Raw genomic sequence first — 20,082 nt, 5'->3', positions numbered from 1 at the left:
AAACTGCACAAAAATATCAATGCTTTTTCGTCACTTTGTACATTAGTAGTAAAAACTGCACTAGAACAGCACTTTCGAAGTGCCTCACATCGTAACCAATCTCCTGTTTTATCTTGTCCAGACGATAAACCAACGTATTACGATGAATGAAAAGTCGTTTCGCTGTCTCGCTGACATTACAGTCCAGGCTAAAAAAGGTCTCCAGCGTAGCAAGTGTCTCACTGTCATTGAAGATAACCGTGTCTTTGCCAGTTTCCTTTATAAAACGTATACGTTGATCATCTGGAATGCTCGCAACCAACCGCTCCAGGTGAAGATCCCATGGGAGATGAATATGCTGCGTAACATGGAATGCTCTCCCTAAGTGTACACTTTCTCTAAGAAGAGTTGTGACCGATACAAGTTGTTGCGCAGGAATGCATGGCAGAGATGCAGACAGATGGAACACCCCAGCCCACTCACTGGCAACCAATTCATGCAACCCCAGACAAAAAGCGTTCAGTGAATCCTTTTTGGCCTCCGTTGTATCTTCCTCGGCTTCTTCTGTAACAATTTCTTTATCACCCATGAAAATCCACTCTTGCTCCCCCAGAGGAATCAAGACAATTTCCTCGCCAAAGTAACTCTCAAGCAACTTGTTGAGTTCCTTGGATCGTAAACGATGTGCATCCGGTGTATCCCCTTGCAGCAAGAACAGAATCTTCTCAGCATTTAATCCTGCGGGTACCACAAAGCGATCAGGAACCGCTTCAGATTCCTGCTTGGTTGGTTCTTCGATCTGCTCTTTAAGCCAGAGACCCAATTCAGTCAAATACTGCTCCCTATCATTCTCATATACAACAGGTTGTACCTCATCGGGTAGAGTCGTGTTAGTACGGATTAAAAGCTCAATCAATTGTCGTGTTTCCACGGTAATAGATTTTGCAGGGCATCCCCAACACACGACGGTCTCTTCTTGCTCATTCATTCGAACCTTAAAAAATATACGCTTTCCTGTATTCAAACTGATCACATCGGAAATTGGAGATGCAGATTGATCAGATAACTCCTGACGCTCACCCTCATCACCAAAGGTCTCTGAATTTTCATGTCGACCAACCAGATTCACAACGGATTGCATCCATTCTGCTATTGTAATTTCATATTCGTCCAAAGTTGTGCCTATAATGACTTCAATTTGCTGTTTTAGATCAGGTATGAGCTTCATATAATGAACGTCACCACTCTGCATGTTTTCTATTAGTTTATCATATCTTGCCCAGCATTAATAAATATCCATATTGAGCTAAAATCACATAACAAAAAAGAGCGACTAATCAAATTAATGATCAATCACTCTTTTCTTAAAGATGAGTCATGAAGGGCTCGAACCTTCGACACCCTGATTAAAAGTCAGGTGCTCTACCAACTGAGCTAATGACTCATAAAACTGGTGGAGGATGATGGATTCGAACCACCGAACCCGTACGGGAGCAGATTTACAGTCTGATGCGTTTGGCCACTTCGCTAATCCTCCAGGGATTAAAGGTGGCTCGGGACGGAATCGAACCGCCGACACGAGGATTTTCAGTCCTCTGCTCTACCGACTGAGCTACCGAGCCATATTTAATTTTTAGGATTAATGGCGGAACCGACGGGATTCGAACCCGCGATCTCCTGCGTGACAGGCAGGCATGTTAGGCCAACTACACCACGGTTCCAGGCATTAATGGTGCCGGCGAGAGGACTTGAACCCCCAACCTACTGATTACAAGTCAGTTGCTCTACCAGTTGAGCTACACCGGCGTATATGGTGGAGGCTGAGGGGATCGAACCCCCGACCCTCTGCTTGTAAGGCAGATGCTCTCCCAGCTGAGCTAAGCCTCCTGGGTAATATGGTAGCGGCGGAGGGGATCGAACCCCCGACCTTACGGGTATGAACCGTACGCTCTAGCCAGCTGAGCTACACCGCCATATTAATTGTGTCTTGATTGCTTGTCCATCTTTAGGTAAAGATGGCGGAGAGAGAGGGATTCGAACCCTCGCACCGCTTACGCAGTCTAACCCCTTAGCAGAGGGTCCCCTTATAGCCACTTGGGTATCTCTCCAAATAACAATCATCAACATCATTCAAGGATTGCTCCCTGAAAACTAGATTCGAAACGAAACATGCGATTTATCACTTGCTATTGGATAAGCCCTCGACCGATTAGTACTGGTCAGCTCCATGCATTGCTGCACTTCCACCCCCAGCCTATCTACCTCGTCGTCTTCAAGGGGTCTTACATACTGGGAAATCTCATCTTGAGGGGGGCTTCACGCTTAGATGCTTTCAGCGTTTATCCCGTCCGTACATAGCTACCCAGCGGTGCTCCTGGCGGAACAACTGGTACACCAGCGGTACGTCCATCCCGGTCCTCTCGTACTAAGGACAGCTCCTCTCAAATTTCCTACGCCCACGACAGATAGGGACCGAACTGTCTCACGACGTTCTGAACCCAGCTCGCGTACCGCTTTAATGGGCGAACAGCCCAACCCTTGGGACCTACTTCAGCCCCAGGATGCGATGAGCCGACATCGAGGTGCCAAACCTCCCCGTCGATGTGGACTCTTGGGGGAGATAAGCCTGTTATCCCCAGGGTAGCTTTTATCCGTTGAGCGATGGCCCTTCCATGCGGTACCACCGGATCACTAAGCCCGACTTTCGTCCCTGCTCGACTTGTAGGTCTCGCAGTCAAGCTCCCTTATGCCTTTGCACTCTTCGAATGATTTCCAACCATTCTGAGGGAACCTTTGGGCGCCTCCGTTACTCTTTAGGAGGCGACCGCCCCAGTCAAACTGCCCACCTGACACTGTCCCCGCACCGGATTACGGTACCAGGTTAGAACCTAGATACGATCAGGGTGGTATCCCAACGTTGCCTCCACGCAAGCTGGCGCTCACGTTTCAAAGGCTCCCACCTATCCTGTACAGATCGTACCCAAATTCAATATCAAGCTGCAGTAAAGCTCCATGGGGTCTTTCCGTCTTGTCGCGGGTAACCTGCATCTTCACAGGTATTAAAATTTCACCGGATCTCTCGTTGAGACAGCGCCCAAGTCGTTACGCCATTCGTGCGGGTCAGAATTTACCTGACAAGGAATTTCGCTACCTTAGGACCGTTATAGTTACGGCCGCCGTTTACTGGGGCTTCGGTTCACAGCTTCGGATTGCTCCTAACCACTCCCCTTAACCTTCCAGCACCGGGCAGGCGTCAGCCCGTATACTTCGCCTTACGGCTTCGCACAGACCTGTGTTTTTGCTAAACAGTCGCTTGGGCCTTTTCACTGCGGCCCCCTCGTGCTATTCACACTACCGGGGCACCCCTTCTCCCGAAGTTACGGGGTCATTTTGCCGAGTTCCTTAACGAGAGTTCTTCCGCGCGCCTTAGAATACTCTTCTCGCCTACCTGTGTCGGTTTGCGGTACGGGCACCATCACCTGGCTAGAGGCTTTTCTTGGCAGTGTGAGATCATGACCTTCGCTACTACAATTTTCGCTCCCCATCACAGCTCAGCCTTACAATGTGCGGATTTGCCTACACATCAGCCTTACTGCTTAGACGGACATCCATCAGTCCGCGTCACTACCCTACTGCGTCCCCCCATTGCTCATAACGGCTTACGGTGGTACAGGAATTTCGACCTGTTGTCCTTCGACTACGCCTTTCGGCCTCGCCTTAGGTCCCGACTTACCCTGAGCGGACGAGCCTTCCTCAGGAACCCTTAGGCTTTCGGCGGATCAGATTCTCACTGATCTTTTCGTTACTCATACCGGCATTCTCACTTGTATAATGTCCAGCGCTCCTTACGGTACACCTTCAACCCTTATACAACGCTCCCCTACCCCTGATGCAAAGCATCAAGCCATAGCTTCGGTGGTGTGTTTAGCCCCGTTACATTTTCGGCGCAGAGTCACTCGACCAGTGAGCTATTACGCACTCTTTCAATGGTGGCTGCTTCTAAGCCAACATCCTGGTTGTCTGTGCAACTCCACATCCTTTCCCACTTAACACACACTTGGGGACCTTAGCTGATGGTCTGGGCTGTTTCCCTTTTGACAATGGATCTTAGCACTCACTGTCTGACTCCCGGAAGTAAGTCTATGGCATTCGGAGTTTGACTGAGCTTGGTAACCCTTGCGGGCCCCGCACCCAATCAGTGCTCTACCTCCACGACTCTGTTTTCCGAGGCTAGCCCTAAAGCTATTTCGGGGAGAACCAGCTATCTCCGAGTTCGATTGGAATTTCTCCGCTACCCCCACCTCATCCCCGCATTTTTCAACATGCGTGGGTTCGGGCCTCCAGTGCGTGTTACCGCACCTTCACCCTGGACAGGGGTAGATCACCCGGTTTCGGGTCTACGTCCACGTACTACATCGCCCTATTCAGACTCGCTTTCGCTGCGGCTCCGGCTCTTCACCTTAACCTTGCACGGGAACGTAACTCGCCGGTTCATTCTACAAAAGGCACGCCATCACCCCTAAAACGGGCTCTGACTTTTTGTAAGCACACGGTTTCAGGTTCTATTTCACTCCCCTTCCGGGGTGCTTTTCACCTTTCCCTCACGGTACTGCTTCACTATCGGTCGCTAGGAAGTATTTAGCCTTGGCAGATGGTCCTGCCGGATTCATACGGGGTTTCACGTGCCCCGCACTACTCGGGATCCGTCTCGGAGGGAACAGACTTTCAACTACAGGGCTTTTACCTTCTTTGGCGGGCCTTTCCAGACCTCTTCGCTTAACCGGTTCCTTTGTAACTCCATGTGAGACGTCCCACAACCCCAAAGAGCAAGCTCTCTGGTTTGGGCTTCTCCGCGTTCGCTCGCCGCTACTGACGGAATCACTATTGTTTTCTCTTCCTCAGGGTACTTAGATGTTTCAGTTCCCCTGGTATGCCTCTGCACAACCTATGTATTCAGTTGTGAGTAACTGGAAATTACCCCAGCTGGGTTTCCCCATTCGGACACCCCCGGATCAAAGCTTGCTTACAGCTCCCCGAGGCAGTTTCGTTGTTCGCCACGTCCTTCATCGGCTCCTAGCGCCTAGGCATCCTCCGTGTGCTCTTAGTAGCTTAACCATTTTGCTCCGGTTTTGACTGCTCGCTTCCCTTGTTTTGCTTGCGCAAAGCCAAAAGTCGCTCCCATTCAATACCATCACAAAAGCAATTTAACTACCTTTATAAACACTTCACTTGTTTACACAAGATCAGCTTAAAGGAATGTTCTAATTCGCGTTTGTTTCGTTTCGATATCTAGTTTTCAAAGAACAAACTTGTAAAACATTTTTGGTGGAGCCAAGCGGGATCGAACCGCTGACCTCCTGCTTGCAAGGCAGGCGCTCTCCCAGCTGAGCTATGGCCCCATATAAAGTTTAAAGGTATAGATGGTGGGCCCTGGTGGACTCGAACCACCGGCCTCACCCTTATCAGAGGTGCGCTCTAACCAACTGAGCTAAGGGCCCACAATATATATACTATTTGAACCCAAAATGGGTTACGCTTGGCGGCGTTCTACTCTCCCAGGACCCTGCGGTCCAAGTACCATTGACGCTGAAGGGCTTAACGGTCGTGTTCGGGATGGGAACGTGTGGAACCCCTTCGCTATCGCCACCAAACGTTTGAGAGTTTGAGCTCTCAAAACTGAGCAACGAGTGAGTAACTAGCCGACCTGGCTAGATTTTGTATTTGAATGTTTCCGTTGCAGGAAACGATTCTCCATAGAAAGGAGGTGATCCAGCCGCACCTTCCGATACGGCTACCTTGTTACGACTTCACCCCAATCATCTATCCCACCTTCGGCGGCTGGCTCCTTGCGGTTACCCCACCGACTTCGGGTGTTATAAACTCTCGTGGTGTGACGGGCGGTGTGTACAAGACCCGGGAACGTATTCACCGCGGCATGCTGATCCGCGATTACTAGCAATTCCGACTTCATGCAGGCGAGTTGCAGCCTGCAATCCGAACTGAGACCGGCTTTGTTGGGATTGGCTCCATCTCGCGATTTCGCAGCCCGTTGTACCGGCCATTGTAGTACGTGTGTAGCCCAGGTCATAAGGGGCATGATGATTTGACGTCATCCCCACCTTCCTCCGGTTTGTCACCGGCAGTCTATCTAGAGTGCCCACCCGAAGTGCTGGCAACTAAATATAAGGGTTGCGCTCGTTGCGGGACTTAACCCAACATCTCACGACACGAGCTGACGACAACCATGCACCACCTGTCTCCTCTGTCCCGAAGGAAAGATACATCTCTGCATCGATCAGAGGGATGTCAAGACCTGGTAAGGTTCTTCGCGTTGCTTCGAATTAAACCACATACTCCACTGCTTGTGCGGGTCCCCGTCAATTCCTTTGAGTTTCAGTCTTGCGACCGTACTCCCCAGGCGGAGTGCTTAATGTGTTAACTTCGGCACCAAGGGTATCGAAACCCCTAACACCTAGCACTCATCGTTTACGGCGTGGACTACCAGGGTATCTAATCCTGTTTGCTCCCCACGCTTTCGCGCCTCAGCGTCAGTTACAGCCCAGAGAGTCGCCTTCGCCACTGGTGTTCCTCCACATATCTACGCATTTCACCGCTACACGTGGAATTCCACTCTCCTCTTCTGCACTCAAGTCACCCAGTTTCCAGTGCGATCCGGGGTTGAGCCCCGGGATTAAACACCAGACTTAAATGACCGCCTGCGCGCGCTTTACGCCCAATAATTCCGGACAACGCTTGCCCCCTACGTATTACCGCGGCTGCTGGCACGTAGTTAGCCGGGGCTTTCTTCTCAGGTACCGTCACCTTGAGAGCAGTTACTCTCCCAAGCGTTCTTCCCTGGCAACAGAGCTTTACGATCCGAAAACCTTCATCACTCACGCGGCATTGCTCCGTCAGGCTTTCGCCCATTGCGGAAGATTCCCTACTGCTGCCTCCCGTAGGAGTCTGGGCCGTGTCTCAGTCCCAGTGTGGCCGATCACCCTCTCAGGTCGGCTACGCATCGTCGCCTTGGTGAGCCGTTACCTCACCAACTAGCTAATGCGCCGCAGGCCCATCCCCAAGTGACAGATTGCTCCGTCTTTCCAGTTTCCTTCAGGCGAAGAAAACAACTATTCGGTATTAGCTACCGTTTCCGGTAGTTGTCCCAAACTTGAGGGCAGGTTGCCTACGTGTTACTCACCCGTCCGCCGCTAACCATCAGAGAAGCAAGCTTCTCTTCAAGTCCGCTCGACTTGCATGTATTAGGCATGCCGCCAGCGTTCGTCCTGAGCCAGGATCAAACTCTCCAATAAAGTATTGAAAAGAGCGATAAGCTCATTTTGAATCTGACGAGATTAAAAATCTCATTTGTGCTCCAGTCGATTCAAGCCAAGGCTTGTCTCAAACTTTCGCGTTCATTCTGCAAGCAGAATGTTTACTCACTCGTTGTTCAGTTTTCAAAGATCAAACTCGTTTTTTCGTCACCATTTTCTCTCAGCGGCGACTTTTATAATATATCATACTTCGTTTGTTTTGGTCAAGTGTTTTTTTGAAATTCTTTTTCAAAGTTCGTAATGAACTCCTTCATTTCATCTAAAACATCTAACCAAGCAAGCAAAGCAACGAGATATAATGTACCATATAAATATCCTGCGAGTCAACTATCCGAACAAAGAAATTTTCAGCCCTAATAATAGCCCCACACCTGGCAATCCCAAAACAGTTACAGTCCCTATCGTTGCAGGGTTCAGCGGGATGTAGGTTCCTGTAATCCAGCCGGAATAATTCACGATATATATCCCCACTGCAGCCAGCACCAGATGAATTCCAAATGACGTGAAAAACGATAACCCTATCCGCTTTCTGAATAAAATAACGATAAGCCCCAGTAACGATATAACCAATACACTCCCCAGTATGATACTCTTCATATGTTACACCTCCGTGTTTAATGTAAACGTGACTCTACATACTAACCCCTTGCTGTGATGTAACATCATCATTAGCTCTGGCTCGCTTTGCTCTTCTCAAGTGGATCTGGTACTTCCGCTCAGCTGCCTCCAATACATAAATAGCATAATCAATCTCATCCTGCCCCTGTGCATCTTCAAACTGTCTCATAGCCCGTTCCCATTCCTGCTTAGCCATCTGAATATCTGCATAGATCTGATCCGCCTCAAGTTCCTTCAACATTCTGTTGTGTTTCTCTACCGAGTTCCGTGTATTTCGCCACAAAAACATAATCTCTCCCCCTCCTGATCAGCACAGCATATTCTCATACTTATCAGGGAAAGGACAAACTTAGAACTCGGGCATTCATTTTCTCCATAAAAAAAGAGAGCCCTAAGGCTCTCTTTGCATATCGAAACTTATTTAGCATCCGAAGTTTCCAAGGAAATCCGCTGCGTAATACAAATTGATCACACTAACGCATCTCCCTGCGCCCTTCCAACGCTTTGGAAAGGGTAACTTCATCCGCATACTCAAGATCGCCACCTACAGGCAATCCATGCGCAATACGAGTCACACTGATCTCAAACGGACGCACCAAGCGGGAGATGTACATCGCTGTAGCCTCACCCTCAATGTTGGGGTTCGTTGCCAAGATGATCTCTTTTATACGTTCATCACTTAATCGAACCAGGAGTTCCTTCAAACGAATATCGTCTGGGCCAATTCCCTCCATAGGTGAAATCGCGCCCTGTAACACATGATAGTACCCATCGAATTCCTTGGTGCGCTCCATGGCCACCAGATCTTTCGAATCCTGAACTACACAGATTACAGAGACATCCCTGGACTTATCCTGACAGATGCGACACGGGTCCGTATCTGTGATATTACAACATACAGAACAATAATGAAGATTACGCTTCACACTTACGAGCGCTTTGGCAAAATCGATAACGTCATCTTCCTTCATGTTAAGCACATGAAAAGCTAAACGCGCTGCCGTCTTGGGACCCACACCCGGCAACCGGGTGAAGGCATCAATCAGCTTGGCTATTGGTTCGGGATAATACAATCGATTGTGTCTCCTTTGACAGGATCAATTTTTTAATTAAAATAATCCCGGAATATTCATGCCGCCTGTGAACTTGCCCATATCCTTGTTGGCAATCTCATCGGCTTTGGCCATTGCATCGTTAACAGCTGTCATAACGAGATCCTGCAACATTTCAACATCTTCCGGATCTACCGCTTCAGGTTTGATCGTGATAGCAAGCAATTTCTTGTGTCCGTTAACTTCAGCCGTCACTACACCGCCACCAGAAGTACCTTGGACTGTTTTGTCCGCCAGTTCCTCTTGTGCTTTCAGCATTTGCTCCTGCATTTTCTTCACTTGTTTCATCATTTGGTTCATGTTGTTCATAATTGTTCATCTCCTTTGTTATGGTTATCGCGCTATGCGCATTATTCTTTGATCACTACAAGGTCCTCACCAAAGAGCTGGATGGCTTCATCAATCCAAGGCTGTTTGTTGCCTGAACCGCCGTCTTCATGCTCAGGTTCAAGCTTAAAGTCCTCCTTTGGCGCTTCAGAAGCTCCCTCCATTGCTCCGGTCCAATCTTTGAGCATCATCGTCACCAATCGTGCAGGACGCCCAAGCTGTTCGGACAACACCCGCTCAATGACTTCACGGTTAGCCTGCTTCTCCGTTGTTTCACGGTGAATGTTGTTTTTAAAAGCAACCAAAACATTGTCTTCAAGCAATGATACCGGCTCACCATCCACAAACCAGGCGTGAACGGTAACCCTCTCTTCCTTCACTCGTTGCAGGATCTGGCTCCATTTTTTGCTGATCTCCGCGAACTCAGGGGCTCCCTTTCGCGCAACATACTGATCCAACTGTGCAGGAAGCTTCGCAGGCGAGTTGCCTCTCGATACAGGAGCTCTTGTTGCCGGACGCGATGGAGCGCTCGATGCACCTTCTCCACCAGACAACCCACTTTTTAGTGCACGATCCAACTTCTTCTCCAACTCAGCAAGCTGCTGCTTCAAGCGGTTGATCTCTCCCCCATCAGCAGGTGCTGCATGAGCTGAAGCTCCCACCTGAACAGAAGCCTCACCTTGAGCTGGAATACTACACAGTTTAAGCAATGCAACTTCAAATAATGTCTGTGGTTGTACTGCATATTTCATTTCACTCTGGTACCGATTAAGGGTGTCGATCATGTGGAATAGTTGTTCCCTGGTGAATGACTCCGCCATATCACGGAAAGACTCCGGATTAAGTACCCGGTCCGTCAGTTTATCTGCATCAGGTACCATCTTAATCATAAGCAAATCACGGAAATAATACAGTAAATTCTCCATGCACTTGTCTGCACTCTTTCCTTCATGCATGAAACCTTCAATCATCTGCAAAATATGACCAACATCACCTTTGAGCAGCGAAGCAGCCAGTTTGGCAAATTGCTCTGAAGCAATTCCACCCGTCATGTCCATAACCTGCTGGTACGTTACTCGTCCATCCGTAAATGAAGAGATCTGATCCAGCACACTAAGCGCATCCCTCATTCCACCGTCCGATAAACGGGCAATGTATTGGAGCGCATCCTGGTCAGCTTCCATACCTTCCTGTTCACAGATCAGTGTAAGTCTTGCTGTCTGCTCTTCCAGGGATACCCGGCGAAAATCAAATCGCTGACAGCGCGATATAATAGTAGCCGGAAGGCGGTGCGGTTCCGTTGTTGCCAAAATAAACATCACATGTGGTGGTGGCTCTTCCAATGTTTTGAGCAAAGCATTGAATGCCTCCGTTGTCAGCATGTGCACTTCATCAATAATATAGACTTTCTGCCGGACTTCGGTTGGCGCATATTTAACCTTTTCCCGAAGATCACGGATTTCTTCAACGCCCCGATTGGATGCAGCATCAATCTCTTGCACATCCATTACAGCGCCAGTCGTAATTCTGCGGCAAGCTTCACACTCGTTACAAGGTTCAGGCGCAGGTCCACGTTCGCAGTTCACAGCTTTGGCCAAAATCTTGGCGGCACTTGTCTTTCCCGTTCCTCTGGGCCCGCTAAATAAGTAGGCATGGGAAGTCCGCTGTTCACGAATCGCGTTCTGCAAGGTCTGAATAATATGCTGTTGCCCCACCATATCTTGAAACGACTGGGGACGCCAAGCCCGGTATAACGCGATATGCTCCATGATGCGTTACCTTCCTTCCACTTCGCATTCGAGTCCTTTGTCGTTCCCCTATTATACTATATTCTAGGGTGAATCCAAACTTTATCTGACTCATTCATGCGTGGTTTATTAAGACATATCAAAAAGACCTCTGCATACATACAACTGCAAAGGTCTCTACATTTAAAAGGTAAGCCGTGCACCTGCTATCGATATTTGCGATCCAAGTGGCACCCCTGAACAATAGCTCGGGCTAGGCAACCCTCCGGCACAAGAGTGATCTCACTTATGGCTGCTTCCTTCCGGACCTGACCAGGTTCATGAGTACTCATTGCGGAGGACCCAACCGTCAACACCACGTTTAGGGACCAAACCTCACATCGGCAAAACCTCTAGCAGGAATTCAACCTCGCTATAGCGGATTGCGAGTTACAGGGCACCGCTACCTCCCCATCTAGCACGGTAAGAAATAGTATAACGTAAGGTTATCCAAATTGCAACCAGAGGAACGTGAATGCGACTTTGCTTACATATAACATATAAAAACCCCTGCCAGATCAGCAGGGGTGTGTTGGATGCAATTAGCAGACAACTCCAAGAATTGTCCAATTAGATTCCGTATTTCTTTTTGAAACGATCAACACGGCCGCCAGCATCGATAAACTTCTGTTTACCTGTGAAGAACGGGTGGCACGCGGAGCAAATCTCTACACGAAGTCCGTCTTTAACCGAACCTGTCTCAAAAGTATTCCCGCAAGCGCAAGATACTTGACCAATCGTGTAATTAGGATGAATTGCTTCTTTCATTACCTTTCACCTCTTTCCGCCCTGAGCCTCAAGCGGACCCAGAGTAAATGGCACAACCCTGAGATTATAACACGACCTTGTGCCTGTTGCAATCCATTATTGTTAAGAGGTAATCAACCGTTTTGGACGTGCCATTCCAGCGGGTGGAACATGGGTATACGATCCGATCACAACACCAGGCAACTCGTCTTCAAAAATCTCAATCATCTGCTTCATGCCCAAGATATCACCTTGAGCAGGAGGGATTAGTTCCAGATAGCTCTCTGGATCAATATTGAGATTACGCATCTGAATCAAGCGTAGATCGGTTCTTCTCGCAAACTCAATCATCGCCTCAATCTCTTCTTCACGATCTGTTACGCCTGGGAAGATCAGATAGTTAATGGACGTGTATACACCCTGCTGCGCTGCGTATTTCATCGACTTCTCAACATTGGCTAAGGTATAACCACGTGGTTTATAGTAGGCGTTATAATGGTCATCCAGTGCACTAATTGTACTTACGCGCATCAGATCCAATCCAGCATCTACAATACCTCTAATGTGATCATTCAGACCGGCATTGGTATTAATGTTGATATACCCCATGTCCGTTACGGAACGCACTTCGCGAATCGCTTCAATAATCAGCTTGGCCTGCGTGGAAGGCTCCCCTTCACAACCTTGTCCAAAACTAATGATGGACTCCGGCGTCTTCAAGTGTTCTAGCATAACCTCCACAATCTCATCCACACGTGGTCGGAAGTTCATACGTGTCTGCGGGGAAACAAAACCGCTATCATCCGGTTGCTCGGAGATACACCCGAAACAGCCCGCATTGCAAGAATAGGATACCGGCACTCCACCTTCCCAACGATTCAGGAACGTGTTTGATGAAGTTAGACATTCATATCCAAGCGCACAGTTGGATAGATGGGTGTAAAGACGGTTCTCGGGGTATTGCTCCGTCAATCGTTTGACCCCGGAACGTACATCGTCACGATCACAGTTGAGTGGATTCCATTTTTCAGGACTATCCGACTTCGAAGCGGTGACATAGAAACCGCCATCTTTCCAGACTACTGCGGAATAACCGAACAAAGGCAACTTATACTCCTTATCCGTCTTCACGTATCCAGGGAGACACAAACGAGTGAATCCCTGTGGAAGCAAAGCACCTACAGCCTGTGTGTCCGTTGGCATTGGCAGCATCTCACCGGTATCCGGGTCCATACCAATGGGCCGGGTGCTCGGGAGTCCAACCAACGTTGCACCCTCTGGCAAAGGGATGAGTTCATCTTCCATAATCTCAACGATCATATCTCCACTGCGGGCAAGCCCGTACAGGGAAGGATGATCAAATACATTACCTTTTTCATCTGCGTATACTAAATACATGATGTTCTCCTCACATCTAATGGGTTAAACCTAACGACGAGTGTATTGTAACATTTACAGCAATGCTGCAAAAAGAAAGTGATTAGTCAAACGACGCTTACGTCGATGTACCTGACGTTGCTGTCTGTCTAGGTGAGCGACGGGTTGTTGTTGTACCCGAATTGCTTGTCGGGCTATTACCAGCCGAATCAAATGCCGCCAAAAACTCTGCATTTGTCTTACTGTTACGAAGTTTTTTCAGGAATCCTTCAACAAAGTCATGGGAATCATTCATGTTTTTACGAATTGCCCAGATTGTATCCAACTCTTCCTTGCTAAGCAACACTTCTTCACGACGTGTACCCGAACGACGAATGTCGATCGCCGGGAATATGCGGCGCTCTGCCAGACGACGGTCCAGATGCAGCTCCATATTACCTGTACCCTTAAACTCTTCATAAATGACGTCATCCATACGTGAACCGGTATCAATTAATGCCGTTGCTAGGATGGTCAAGCTTCCGCCTTCTTCCACATTCCGGGCAGAACCGAAGAAACGTTTCGGACGATGGAACGCAGCTGGATCAATACCACCACTAAGTGTACGACCGGATGGTGGAATAACCAGGTTATATGCACGGGCAAGACGCGTAATGCTATCCAGCAGGATAACAACATCTTTTTTGGCCTCAACCAGACGAAGCGCACGCTCAAGCACCAATTCCGCCACCTTGATATGATTCTCAGGCAGTTCATCAAATGTCGAAGCCACAACTTCCCCTTTTACCGAACGCGACATATCCGTTACTTCCTCTGGACGTTCATCAATCAACAGGACAAACAGTTCAATTTCAGGATTGTTAGTTGAGATGCTGTTGGCAATTTCTTTGAGGAGAAGCGTTTTACCCGCTTTGGGAGGTGCTACGATCAATCCGCGCTGTCCCAATCCTACCGGGGCGAGCACATCCATAATGCGTGTGGACAAATGGTTGGGGGATGTTTCGAGAACCAGTTTTTTCTGCGGATACAGTGGGGTTAGTGCCGGGAAGTGAAGTCGCTCTGCAGCCGCCGATGGATTCTCACCATTTACAGCGTTGACTTGCAACAAACCGAAGTATCTCTCGTTTTCCTTAGGCGTTCTACACTTACCTGATACGAGGTCACCTGTTCTTAGGTCAAACTTGCGAATCTGAGAAGCTGAGATGTAGATGTCTTCCGTACTTGGCAAGTAGTTGATAGGTCTTAAGAATCCGTAACCTTCAGGTAAAATCTCGAGTACGCCTTGCATGAACATCAGGCCGCTCTGTTCAGCTTGTGCACGTAGTATAGCAAAGATTAATTCTTTCTTTTTTAACGTACCATAGTAAGGTATCTGATATTTTTTGGCCAGTTTGTAGAGGTCCGTTAGTTTCATTTCTTCCAAATCGGAAATTTGTAGATCCATATAATAACCACCTATTCAATTAATAAGTCCGTGTGAAATGGATAGTTTCGCTAGATGTTCCGGCTATAGAGCGCAGCATCTGCCACAATCTCTTCTGTCCATTGTACGGAATGTAACCGTTATAATGCAAATACTTGTCTTTGAGTGTAAGTTTCCGGGTGGGATGGCCAACATTCGGCAAGATCCGCTATTGAGTGAACGATGCATTGAGGCGATCAATCCGGATAGACCGGCTATGGAGCGCAGTTCAAACAAAACCGGGGGTTGGGGATGAGAAATGATGTTCTTACAGCCATATGAAGTTTATTTCAAAAAAAGACCCTCCGGTAAAGGAAACAGAAACATTTCGTCTTATGCCGGAGAGACTGAGAACTCTATTAAAACAGGTTTACCTAATCATCAAAAAGATATGCAGTTCAGTTAAAATAAACATGTGTAGGACTGAATCATGCATAATGCTTCCTATTAATCAGTTTCCCGCCATACATCTGCACCGAGCAGGCGCAGATTAGTCACCAGATGATCATAACCGCGGTCGATATATTCGACCCCCGTTACTTCAGTCACACCTTCACTGACGGTGAGACCTGCAATCACCAGCGCTGCTCCAGCGCGAAGATCGGATGCTTTTACTTTGGCCGCGTTTAATGCACTGCCTTCAATAATCGCTGACCGTCCTTCTACTCGAATCTTTGCACCCATCCGCACCAACTCAGGCACATGCTTGAATCGATTACTGTATACAAAGTCGCTCAGGACGCTCACACCGGTTGCCTGTGTCAAAACACTGGTCATGGGTGACTGTAGATCCGTTGGGAAACCAGGATATACAAGTGCTTTCACGTCCACATGGTTATAGCTTGGTTTACCAATGACACGTATACTTTCATCCAATTCCTCAATGCCAACACCCATTTCCAGCAGCTTTGCCGTTAAAGCTTCCAGATGTTTGGGAATCACATTGTCAATCAGAACATCTCCGCGCGTCGCCGCTGCAGCGATCATATACGTACCTGCTTGGATACGGTCCGGAATGATGGAATGACGGCAGCCTTTAAGCTCCGAGACCCCTTCAATACGGATCGTTTCGGTACCTGCACCCTTGATGCTGGCACCCATGGAATTCAGAAGTGTTGCTACATCTATAATCTCAGGCTCTTTAGCCGCGTTTTCGATAATTGTAGAGCCTTTGGCACGAGTAGCCGCCAGCATGATATTAATGGTTGCGCCGACACTGCTTACATCAAGATAGATTTTTGCTCCGCGCAGCTCTTTAGCATGCAAATGAATGGAGCCATGTTCGTTTGTTACGGTTGCGCCAAGCGCTTCAAACCCTTTGATATGTTGATCAATTGGACGAGGCTCAAAATTACAGCCCCCTGGTAAACCTATGGTCGCTTCTTTGAAACGCCCTAGCAATGCACCCATCATATAATACGAAGCACGAAGCTTCTTCACGGGACCATTCGGCATAGGAATGGATTTGATGTCAGAAGGGTCAATCTTCATCTGACTGCCTTCCCAAGTCACATGTGCTCCGAGTTCCTCCAAAATTTCTGCATAAACCGCCACGTCACTCAAAAGCGGCAGGTTGTCCAACACGACTTCTGACTCGGCAAGCAATGCTGCAGGAATAAGCGCAATGGCGCTGTTCTTGGCGCCGCTTATAGTTACAGTTCCCTGTAACGGACGTCCGCCACTAATCATCAATTTTTCCATAAAGCTTAATGTCCCCCTACGTGTTTTGCAGCCGATGAACGGCAATACGTGCTGTTGGCTTCCGATGTAGAAATAAGGTGTGAAAATGGAAAGACACCGGCTAGGCGGTGTTTTTCCATTTCACAGTATGGAACTGGTAAAGATAAATTACGCTTTGTTGTTAGAACCAAACTCGCGGATTTTACCTTTAACGGTTTCTTTAATTGCTTCACGGCCTGGTACGATGAATGTACGTGGATCGTAAGCGTCTGGTTTAGCTGCAAGCACTTCACGAACCACTCTTGCAAAAGCAATTTGGTTCTCTGTGTTTACGTTGATTTTGGACGTACCCAGGGAAATGGCTTTGTCGATGTCGTGTTTAGGAATACCTGTACCACCGTGCAATACGAGTGGAACTTGTACCGCGTCACGAACTTCTTCCATTTCTTTAAAGCCCAAGTTAGGCTCGCCATGGTAAGGACCGTGTACGGAACCAAGAGCTGGTGCCAATGTATCGATACCTGTTTCTTTAACGATACGGATACACTCGTTCAGGTCAGCGTACATGATACCGCCGATAACGTCGTCTTCTTGTCCGCCTACAGTACCTACTTCAGCTTCTACAGAAACGCCTTTAGCGTGTGCATATTCAACAACTTTTTTAGTCATTTCGATGTTCTCATCGATAGAGTGGTGGGAACCGTCGATCATTACGGATGTGAATCCAGCGTCGATCGCTTCTTTACACTTGTCGAAGCTTGAACCGTGGTCCAGGTGAATTGCAACTGGAACAGTGATTTTCATGTCGTGAATGAGTCCTTCTACCATTTTAACTACAGTGTAGAAGCCACCAATGTGACGTGCTGCGCCTTCGGATACACCCAAGATTACTGGGGATTTCTCTTCTTCAGCAGCACCAAGAATCGCTTGAGTCCACTCAAGGTTATTGATGTTGTATTGACCAACTGCATATTTTCCTTCAAGTGCTTTGTTCAACATGTCTGTCATAGATACTAATGGCATGGTTTCAATCCTCCTAGGGGTTTGGGTTGTGTCTATGGTTTTTAGCCGAAATCACATACGGGCTTATTATACCACATCCCATGTCAAATACTAAACAAGCATTTGCAAAAATGCTGTGCTTTGCAGCACAGTTTTCATAGACACCGCTTTCTAACTTCCCCATTTCCAATATTCCCCGGATGAAGGAGTGAAATACCTCATTTTCCCACCAAGTACCTTCTATGTTCTCCACACGCAAAAAAATCCTGTATCAACAGGATTCAGCTGCATTTATTGGCGGTACCGTTGCGAAGTTGCATATTCACAGCCACTCGCATCTCGTCGATATCAAACGGTTTCGTAAAGTGCATGAGCGCTCCGAGATCCGTGGCTTCCTTAATCATGTCCAGTTCACCATAAGCAGTCATCATGATCACCTTGATACCCGGATCAATTTCTTTAATATGCTTCAAGATTTCCAGACCGTCCATCCCAGGAATCTTCATATCGAGCAATACCAGGTCAGGCTTGTCATTATTCACAATCTCCAGAGCAACCTTGCCGTTGGGTGCTTGAAACGTGTTATACCCCTCACTGCTGAACACTTCCATTAACAGGATTCGAATACCATTCTGGTCATCAACAATCAAAACTTTTTTATCTTCCACTCTGTAACCTCCTAGAATTAGGAAAGCATGCACATCTTCGAATCTGGATAACTATCCCATAGTCGTCATGATAAGTATTCTACCTCTTCCATTAAAATCCTGCTACCTTCACAAAATGACAAAAAAGCATTCCCACCTGCTCTTTACGCAAAAAAAGGACGTTCCGGCATCCGCTATGGTTGCCAGGAACATCCCCAATATCTATTACGTTAAAACAATAAAACCATGTATTACTTCTGCGCATTCTCCAGAGAAGCTTTTACAAACTCACGGAACAATGGTTGCGGACGGTTCGGACGGGAAGTGAATTCCGGATGGAATTGTACCGCCAGGAACCATGGGTGTCCTGGAAGTTCCACGATCTCAACCAGACGTCCATCCGGGGATGTACCCGAGATAACCAGTCCTGCTTTTTCGATCGTTTCACGGTATTCATTGTTGAACTCATACCGGTGACGGTGTCTCTCATACACCAGCTCGTCATCATAACAAGCCATCGCCAAAGAACCTTCCTGAAGCTTACAAGGATACAGACCCAGACGCATCGTGCCACCCAGATTCTCGATATCTTTTTGCTCAGGCAACAGATCGATCACCGGGAATTCCGTAGCCGGGTTAATCTCGGAACTGTTCGCACCATTCAAACCAACGATGGAACGTGCATACTCAATAACGGAAACCTGCATACCCAAGCAAATACCGAAGAACGGAATTTGTTGCTCACGAGCATAACGGATTGCCGATACTTTACCTTCAATACCACGATCTCCGAATCCGCCAGGGACAAGGATACCCCCAATACCATGTAACAGGTCGCCTACATTCTCATCCGTAATATCTTCAGAAGGAACCCAGCGAATTTTCACATCAGCATTGGATGCAAATCCTGCATGAGACAACGACTCAACAACACTCAGGTATGCATCATGCAACGCTACATATTTACCAACAATAGCGATCTCAACTGTATGCTCCAACTTGTTGATCCGGTCAACCAGCCCTTCCCACTCGCTCATATCCGGTGCAGGAGTAGTCAGTTTCAGGTGATTTACCACGATCTCATCCAAGCCTTCTTCACGCAGGTTCAGAGGTACTTGATACAACGTGTCTGCATCACGACATTCAACCACAGCATTCTCATCAATGTCGCAGAAGAGAGCGATCTTGGCTTTCATGTCTTTAGACAATTCATACTCCGTACGGCATACAATCACATTCGGTTGAATACCGATGCTGCGTAATTCCTTAACACTATGTTGCGTTGGTTTTGTTTTCACTTCACCAGCTGCTTTGATATAAGGAATAAGTGTTACGTGGATGTACATCACATTGTCGCGACCTACATCACTCTTGATTTGACGGATAGCTTCCAGGAAAGGCAAACTCTCAATGTCGCCCACTGTTCCACCAATTTCCGTAATAACCACATCCGAACCCGCTTCACGTCCAGCGCGGAATACGCGCTCTTTGATCTCGTTCGTAATGTGTGGGATAACTTGTACCGTTCCGCCCAGATATTCCCCGCGCCGCTCTTTGCTGATGACGGAAGAGTATACTTTACCAGTCGTGACGTTGCTGTTTTTGGAGAGATTGATGTCAATAAAACGTTCATAGTGGCCAAGGTCCAGATCCGTTTCCGCGCCATCATCCGTTACAAAAACCTCGCCGTGCTGATAAGGACTCATTGTTCCCGGGTCGATGTTAATATATGGATCAAATTTCTGGATCGTTACCTTAAGCCCTCTGTTTTTCAGCAATCTGCCCAGAGAAGCAGCCGTAATCCCTTTGCCCAGGGAGGACACAACTCCGCCCGTCACGAAAATATACTTTGTCACTGTTATTACCCTCCTAATATAAGTACAGAAATTCAGGCGATATATGGTGTTATCGTAACCTGTTTCCCAGGTAATCATCGTTAAAAAGAGCAATGGCAGAAATTCCCTGCATCTGCGAACTGCTCTTTCTGCGAAGACGGTTTAAATACACGTTGTT

Annotated in this window: 13 protein-coding genes, 10 tRNA genes, 3 rRNA genes and 1 other RNA gene; all 27 read right to left on the bottom strand. The window is 47.8% G+C overall.

The window, feature by feature from the left end; translation table 11 throughout:
• Nucleotides 1-16 precede the first annotated feature (16 nt).
• A complete protein-coding gene (locus tag MHI12_RS00730) occupies nt 17-1,207 on the bottom strand; it encodes a PucR family transcriptional regulator (RefSeq protein ID WP_405171226.1) in 1,191 nt (396 codons plus the stop codon).
• A 143-nt stretch (nt 1,208-1,350) separates the two neighbouring features.
• A tRNA-Lys gene (locus MHI12_RS00725) sits at nt 1,351-1,423 on the bottom strand.
• A 7-nt stretch (nt 1,424-1,430) separates the two neighbouring features.
• A tRNA-Tyr gene (locus MHI12_RS00720) sits at nt 1,431-1,516 on the bottom strand.
• Nucleotides 1,517-1,528: 12 nt separating this feature from the next.
• Nucleotides 1,529-1,601, bottom strand: a tRNA-Phe gene (locus MHI12_RS00715).
• A gap of 21 nt (nt 1,602-1,622) precedes the next feature.
• Nucleotides 1,623-1,700, bottom strand: a tRNA-Asp gene (locus tag MHI12_RS00710).
• A gap of 9 nt (nt 1,701-1,709) precedes the next feature.
• A tRNA-Thr gene (locus tag MHI12_RS00705) sits at nt 1,710-1,785 on the bottom strand.
• A 5-nt stretch (nt 1,786-1,790) separates the two neighbouring features.
• A tRNA-Val gene (locus MHI12_RS00700) sits at nt 1,791-1,866 on the bottom strand.
• A 9-nt stretch (nt 1,867-1,875) separates the two neighbouring features.
• Nucleotides 1,876-1,952: transfer RNA gene (locus MHI12_RS00695), tRNA-Met, on the bottom strand.
• Between the two features lie 43 nt (nt 1,953-1,995).
• Nucleotides 1,996-2,087: transfer RNA gene (locus tag MHI12_RS00690), tRNA-Ser, on the bottom strand.
• An 81-nt stretch (nt 2,088-2,168) separates the two neighbouring features.
• Nucleotides 2,169-5,094 (bottom strand): 23S ribosomal RNA (locus MHI12_RS00685).
• 208 nt (nt 5,095-5,302) lie between these two features.
• A tRNA-Ala gene (locus MHI12_RS00680) sits at nt 5,303-5,378 on the bottom strand.
• Nucleotides 5,379-5,400: 22 nt separating this feature from the next.
• Nucleotides 5,401-5,477 (bottom strand) — tRNA-Ile (locus tag MHI12_RS00675).
• A 36-nt stretch (nt 5,478-5,513) separates the two neighbouring features.
• Nucleotides 5,514-5,630: ribosomal RNA gene (rrf, locus tag MHI12_RS00670) — 5S ribosomal RNA — on the bottom strand.
• A 106-nt stretch (nt 5,631-5,736) separates the two neighbouring features.
• Nucleotides 5,737-7,289: ribosomal RNA gene (locus MHI12_RS00665) — 16S ribosomal RNA — on the bottom strand.
• Together the 16S, 23S and 5S rRNA genes with 10 tRNA genes alongside form the textbook arrangement of a ribosomal RNA operon.
• Before the next feature lie 348 nt (nt 7,290-7,637).
• Nucleotides 7,638-7,907, bottom strand: a complete 270-nt coding sequence (locus tag MHI12_RS00660) for a pro-sigmaK processing inhibitor BofA family protein (RefSeq protein ID WP_036607241.1) — start codon at nt 7,905-7,907, stop codon at nt 7,638-7,640.
• 34 nt (nt 7,908-7,941) lie between these two features.
• Nucleotides 7,942-8,169 carry a DUF2508 family protein gene (locus tag MHI12_RS00655; protein WP_405172909.1) on the bottom strand — a complete coding sequence of 76 codons (228 nt, stop codon included), beginning with the start codon at nt 8,167-8,169 and terminating at the stop codon, nt 7,942-7,944.
• A gap of 232 nt (nt 8,170-8,401) precedes the next feature.
• Complete coding sequence (gene recR, locus MHI12_RS00650) at nt 8,402-9,001, bottom strand: recombination mediator RecR (protein ID WP_036607246.1); 600 nt, start codon at nt 8,999-9,001, stop codon at nt 8,402-8,404.
• A 36-nt stretch (nt 9,002-9,037) separates the two neighbouring features.
• The gene (locus MHI12_RS00645) at nt 9,038-9,349 is read right to left on the bottom strand and encodes a YbaB/EbfC family nucleoid-associated protein (protein ID WP_036607248.1); all 312 of its coding nucleotides are present in this window, start codon (nt 9,347-9,349) and stop codon (nt 9,038-9,040) included.
• Nucleotides 9,350-9,390: 41 nt separating this feature from the next.
• A complete protein-coding gene (gene dnaX, locus MHI12_RS00640) occupies nt 9,391-11,136 on the bottom strand; it encodes a DNA polymerase III subunit gamma/tau (protein WP_091039188.1) in 1,746 nt (581 codons plus the stop codon).
• A gap of 174 nt (nt 11,137-11,310) precedes the next feature.
• Nucleotides 11,311-11,578: signal recognition particle sRNA large type (ffs, locus tag MHI12_RS00635), an RNA gene on the bottom strand.
• A gap of 146 nt (nt 11,579-11,724) precedes the next feature.
• Entirely contained in the window at nt 11,725-11,922 is a 198-nt protein-coding gene (gene rpmE / locus MHI12_RS00630; protein ID WP_036607255.1) for a 50S ribosomal protein L31, read from the bottom strand.
• 102 nt (nt 11,923-12,024) lie between these two features.
• A complete protein-coding gene (locus tag MHI12_RS00625) occupies nt 12,025-13,299 on the bottom strand; it encodes a radical SAM protein (RefSeq protein WP_047841136.1) in 1,275 nt (424 codons plus the stop codon).
• 97 nt (nt 13,300-13,396) lie between these two features.
• A complete protein-coding gene (gene rho / locus MHI12_RS00620) occupies nt 13,397-14,722 on the bottom strand; it encodes a transcription termination factor Rho (RefSeq protein ID WP_036607258.1) in 1,326 nt (441 codons plus the stop codon).
• A 465-nt stretch (nt 14,723-15,187) separates the two neighbouring features.
• Nucleotides 15,188-16,441, bottom strand: a complete 1,254-nt coding sequence (locus MHI12_RS00615) for a UDP-N-acetylglucosamine 1-carboxyvinyltransferase (protein ID WP_036607261.1) — start codon at nt 16,439-16,441, stop codon at nt 15,188-15,190.
• Nucleotides 16,442-16,588: 147 nt separating this feature from the next.
• Nucleotides 16,589-17,443 (bottom strand): class II fructose-1,6-bisphosphate aldolase, encoded by an 855-nt coding sequence (gene fba / locus MHI12_RS00610; protein ID WP_036607263.1) that lies wholly within the window; start codon nt 17,441-17,443, stop codon nt 16,589-16,591.
• 260 nt (nt 17,444-17,703) lie between these two features.
• On the bottom strand, nt 17,704-18,090 hold the full coding sequence (locus MHI12_RS00605; RefSeq protein ID WP_017691292.1) for a response regulator: 387 nt from the start codon (nt 18,088-18,090) through the stop codon (nt 17,704-17,706).
• Nucleotides 18,091-18,320: 230 nt separating this feature from the next.
• On the bottom strand, nt 18,321-19,925 hold the full coding sequence (locus MHI12_RS00600) for a CTP synthase (RefSeq protein ID WP_405171225.1): 1,605 nt from the start codon (nt 19,923-19,925) through the stop codon (nt 18,321-18,323).
• Nucleotides 19,926-20,082: the final 157 nt, after the last annotated feature.

It is taken from the genome of Paenibacillus sp. FSL H8-0280 (assembly GCF_045040665.1).
Lineage (GTDB): Bacteria > Bacillota > Bacilli > Paenibacillales > Paenibacillaceae > Paenibacillus > Paenibacillus xylanexedens_A.
This window is presented reverse-complemented; position numbering and strand designations above follow the sequence as displayed.

What these genes read in the sequence shown, in the direction of transcription:
- MHI12_RS00655 (WP_405172909.1), bottom strand. Translation starts at nt 8,169, where the DNA reads ATGTTGAAGGAACTTGAGGCGGATCAGATCTATGCAGATATTCAGATG.
- MHI12_RS00645 (WP_036607248.1), bottom strand. Translation starts at nt 9,349, where the DNA reads ATGAACAACATGAACCAAATGATGAAACAAGTGAAGAAAATGCAGGAG.
- rpmE (WP_036607255.1), bottom strand. Translation starts at nt 11,922, where the DNA reads ATGAAAGAAGCAATTCATCCTAATTACACGATTGGTCAAGTATCTTGC.
- MHI12_RS00730 (WP_405171226.1), bottom strand. Translation starts at nt 1,207, where the DNA reads ATGAAGCTCATACCTGATCTAAAACAGCAAATTGAAGTCATTATAGGC.
- MHI12_RS00615 (WP_036607261.1), bottom strand. Translation starts at nt 16,441, where the DNA reads ATGGAAAAATTGATGATTAGTGGCGGACGTCCGTTACAGGGAACTGTA.
- MHI12_RS00660 (WP_036607241.1), bottom strand. Translation starts at nt 7,907, where the DNA reads ATGAAGAGTATCATACTGGGGAGTGTATTGGTTATATCGTTACTGGGG.
- MHI12_RS00625 (WP_047841136.1), bottom strand. Translation starts at nt 13,299, where the DNA reads ATGTATTTAGTATACGCAGATGAAAAAGGTAATGTATTTGATCATCCT.
- dnaX (WP_091039188.1), bottom strand. Translation starts at nt 11,136, where the DNA reads ATGGAGCATATCGCGTTATACCGGGCTTGGCGTCCCCAGTCGTTTCAA.
- rho (WP_036607258.1), bottom strand. Translation starts at nt 14,722, where the DNA reads ATGGATCTACAAATTTCCGATTTGGAAGAAATGAAACTAACGGACCTC.
- fba (WP_036607263.1), bottom strand. Translation starts at nt 17,443, where the DNA reads ATGCCATTAGTATCTATGACAGACATGTTGAACAAAGCACTTGAAGGA.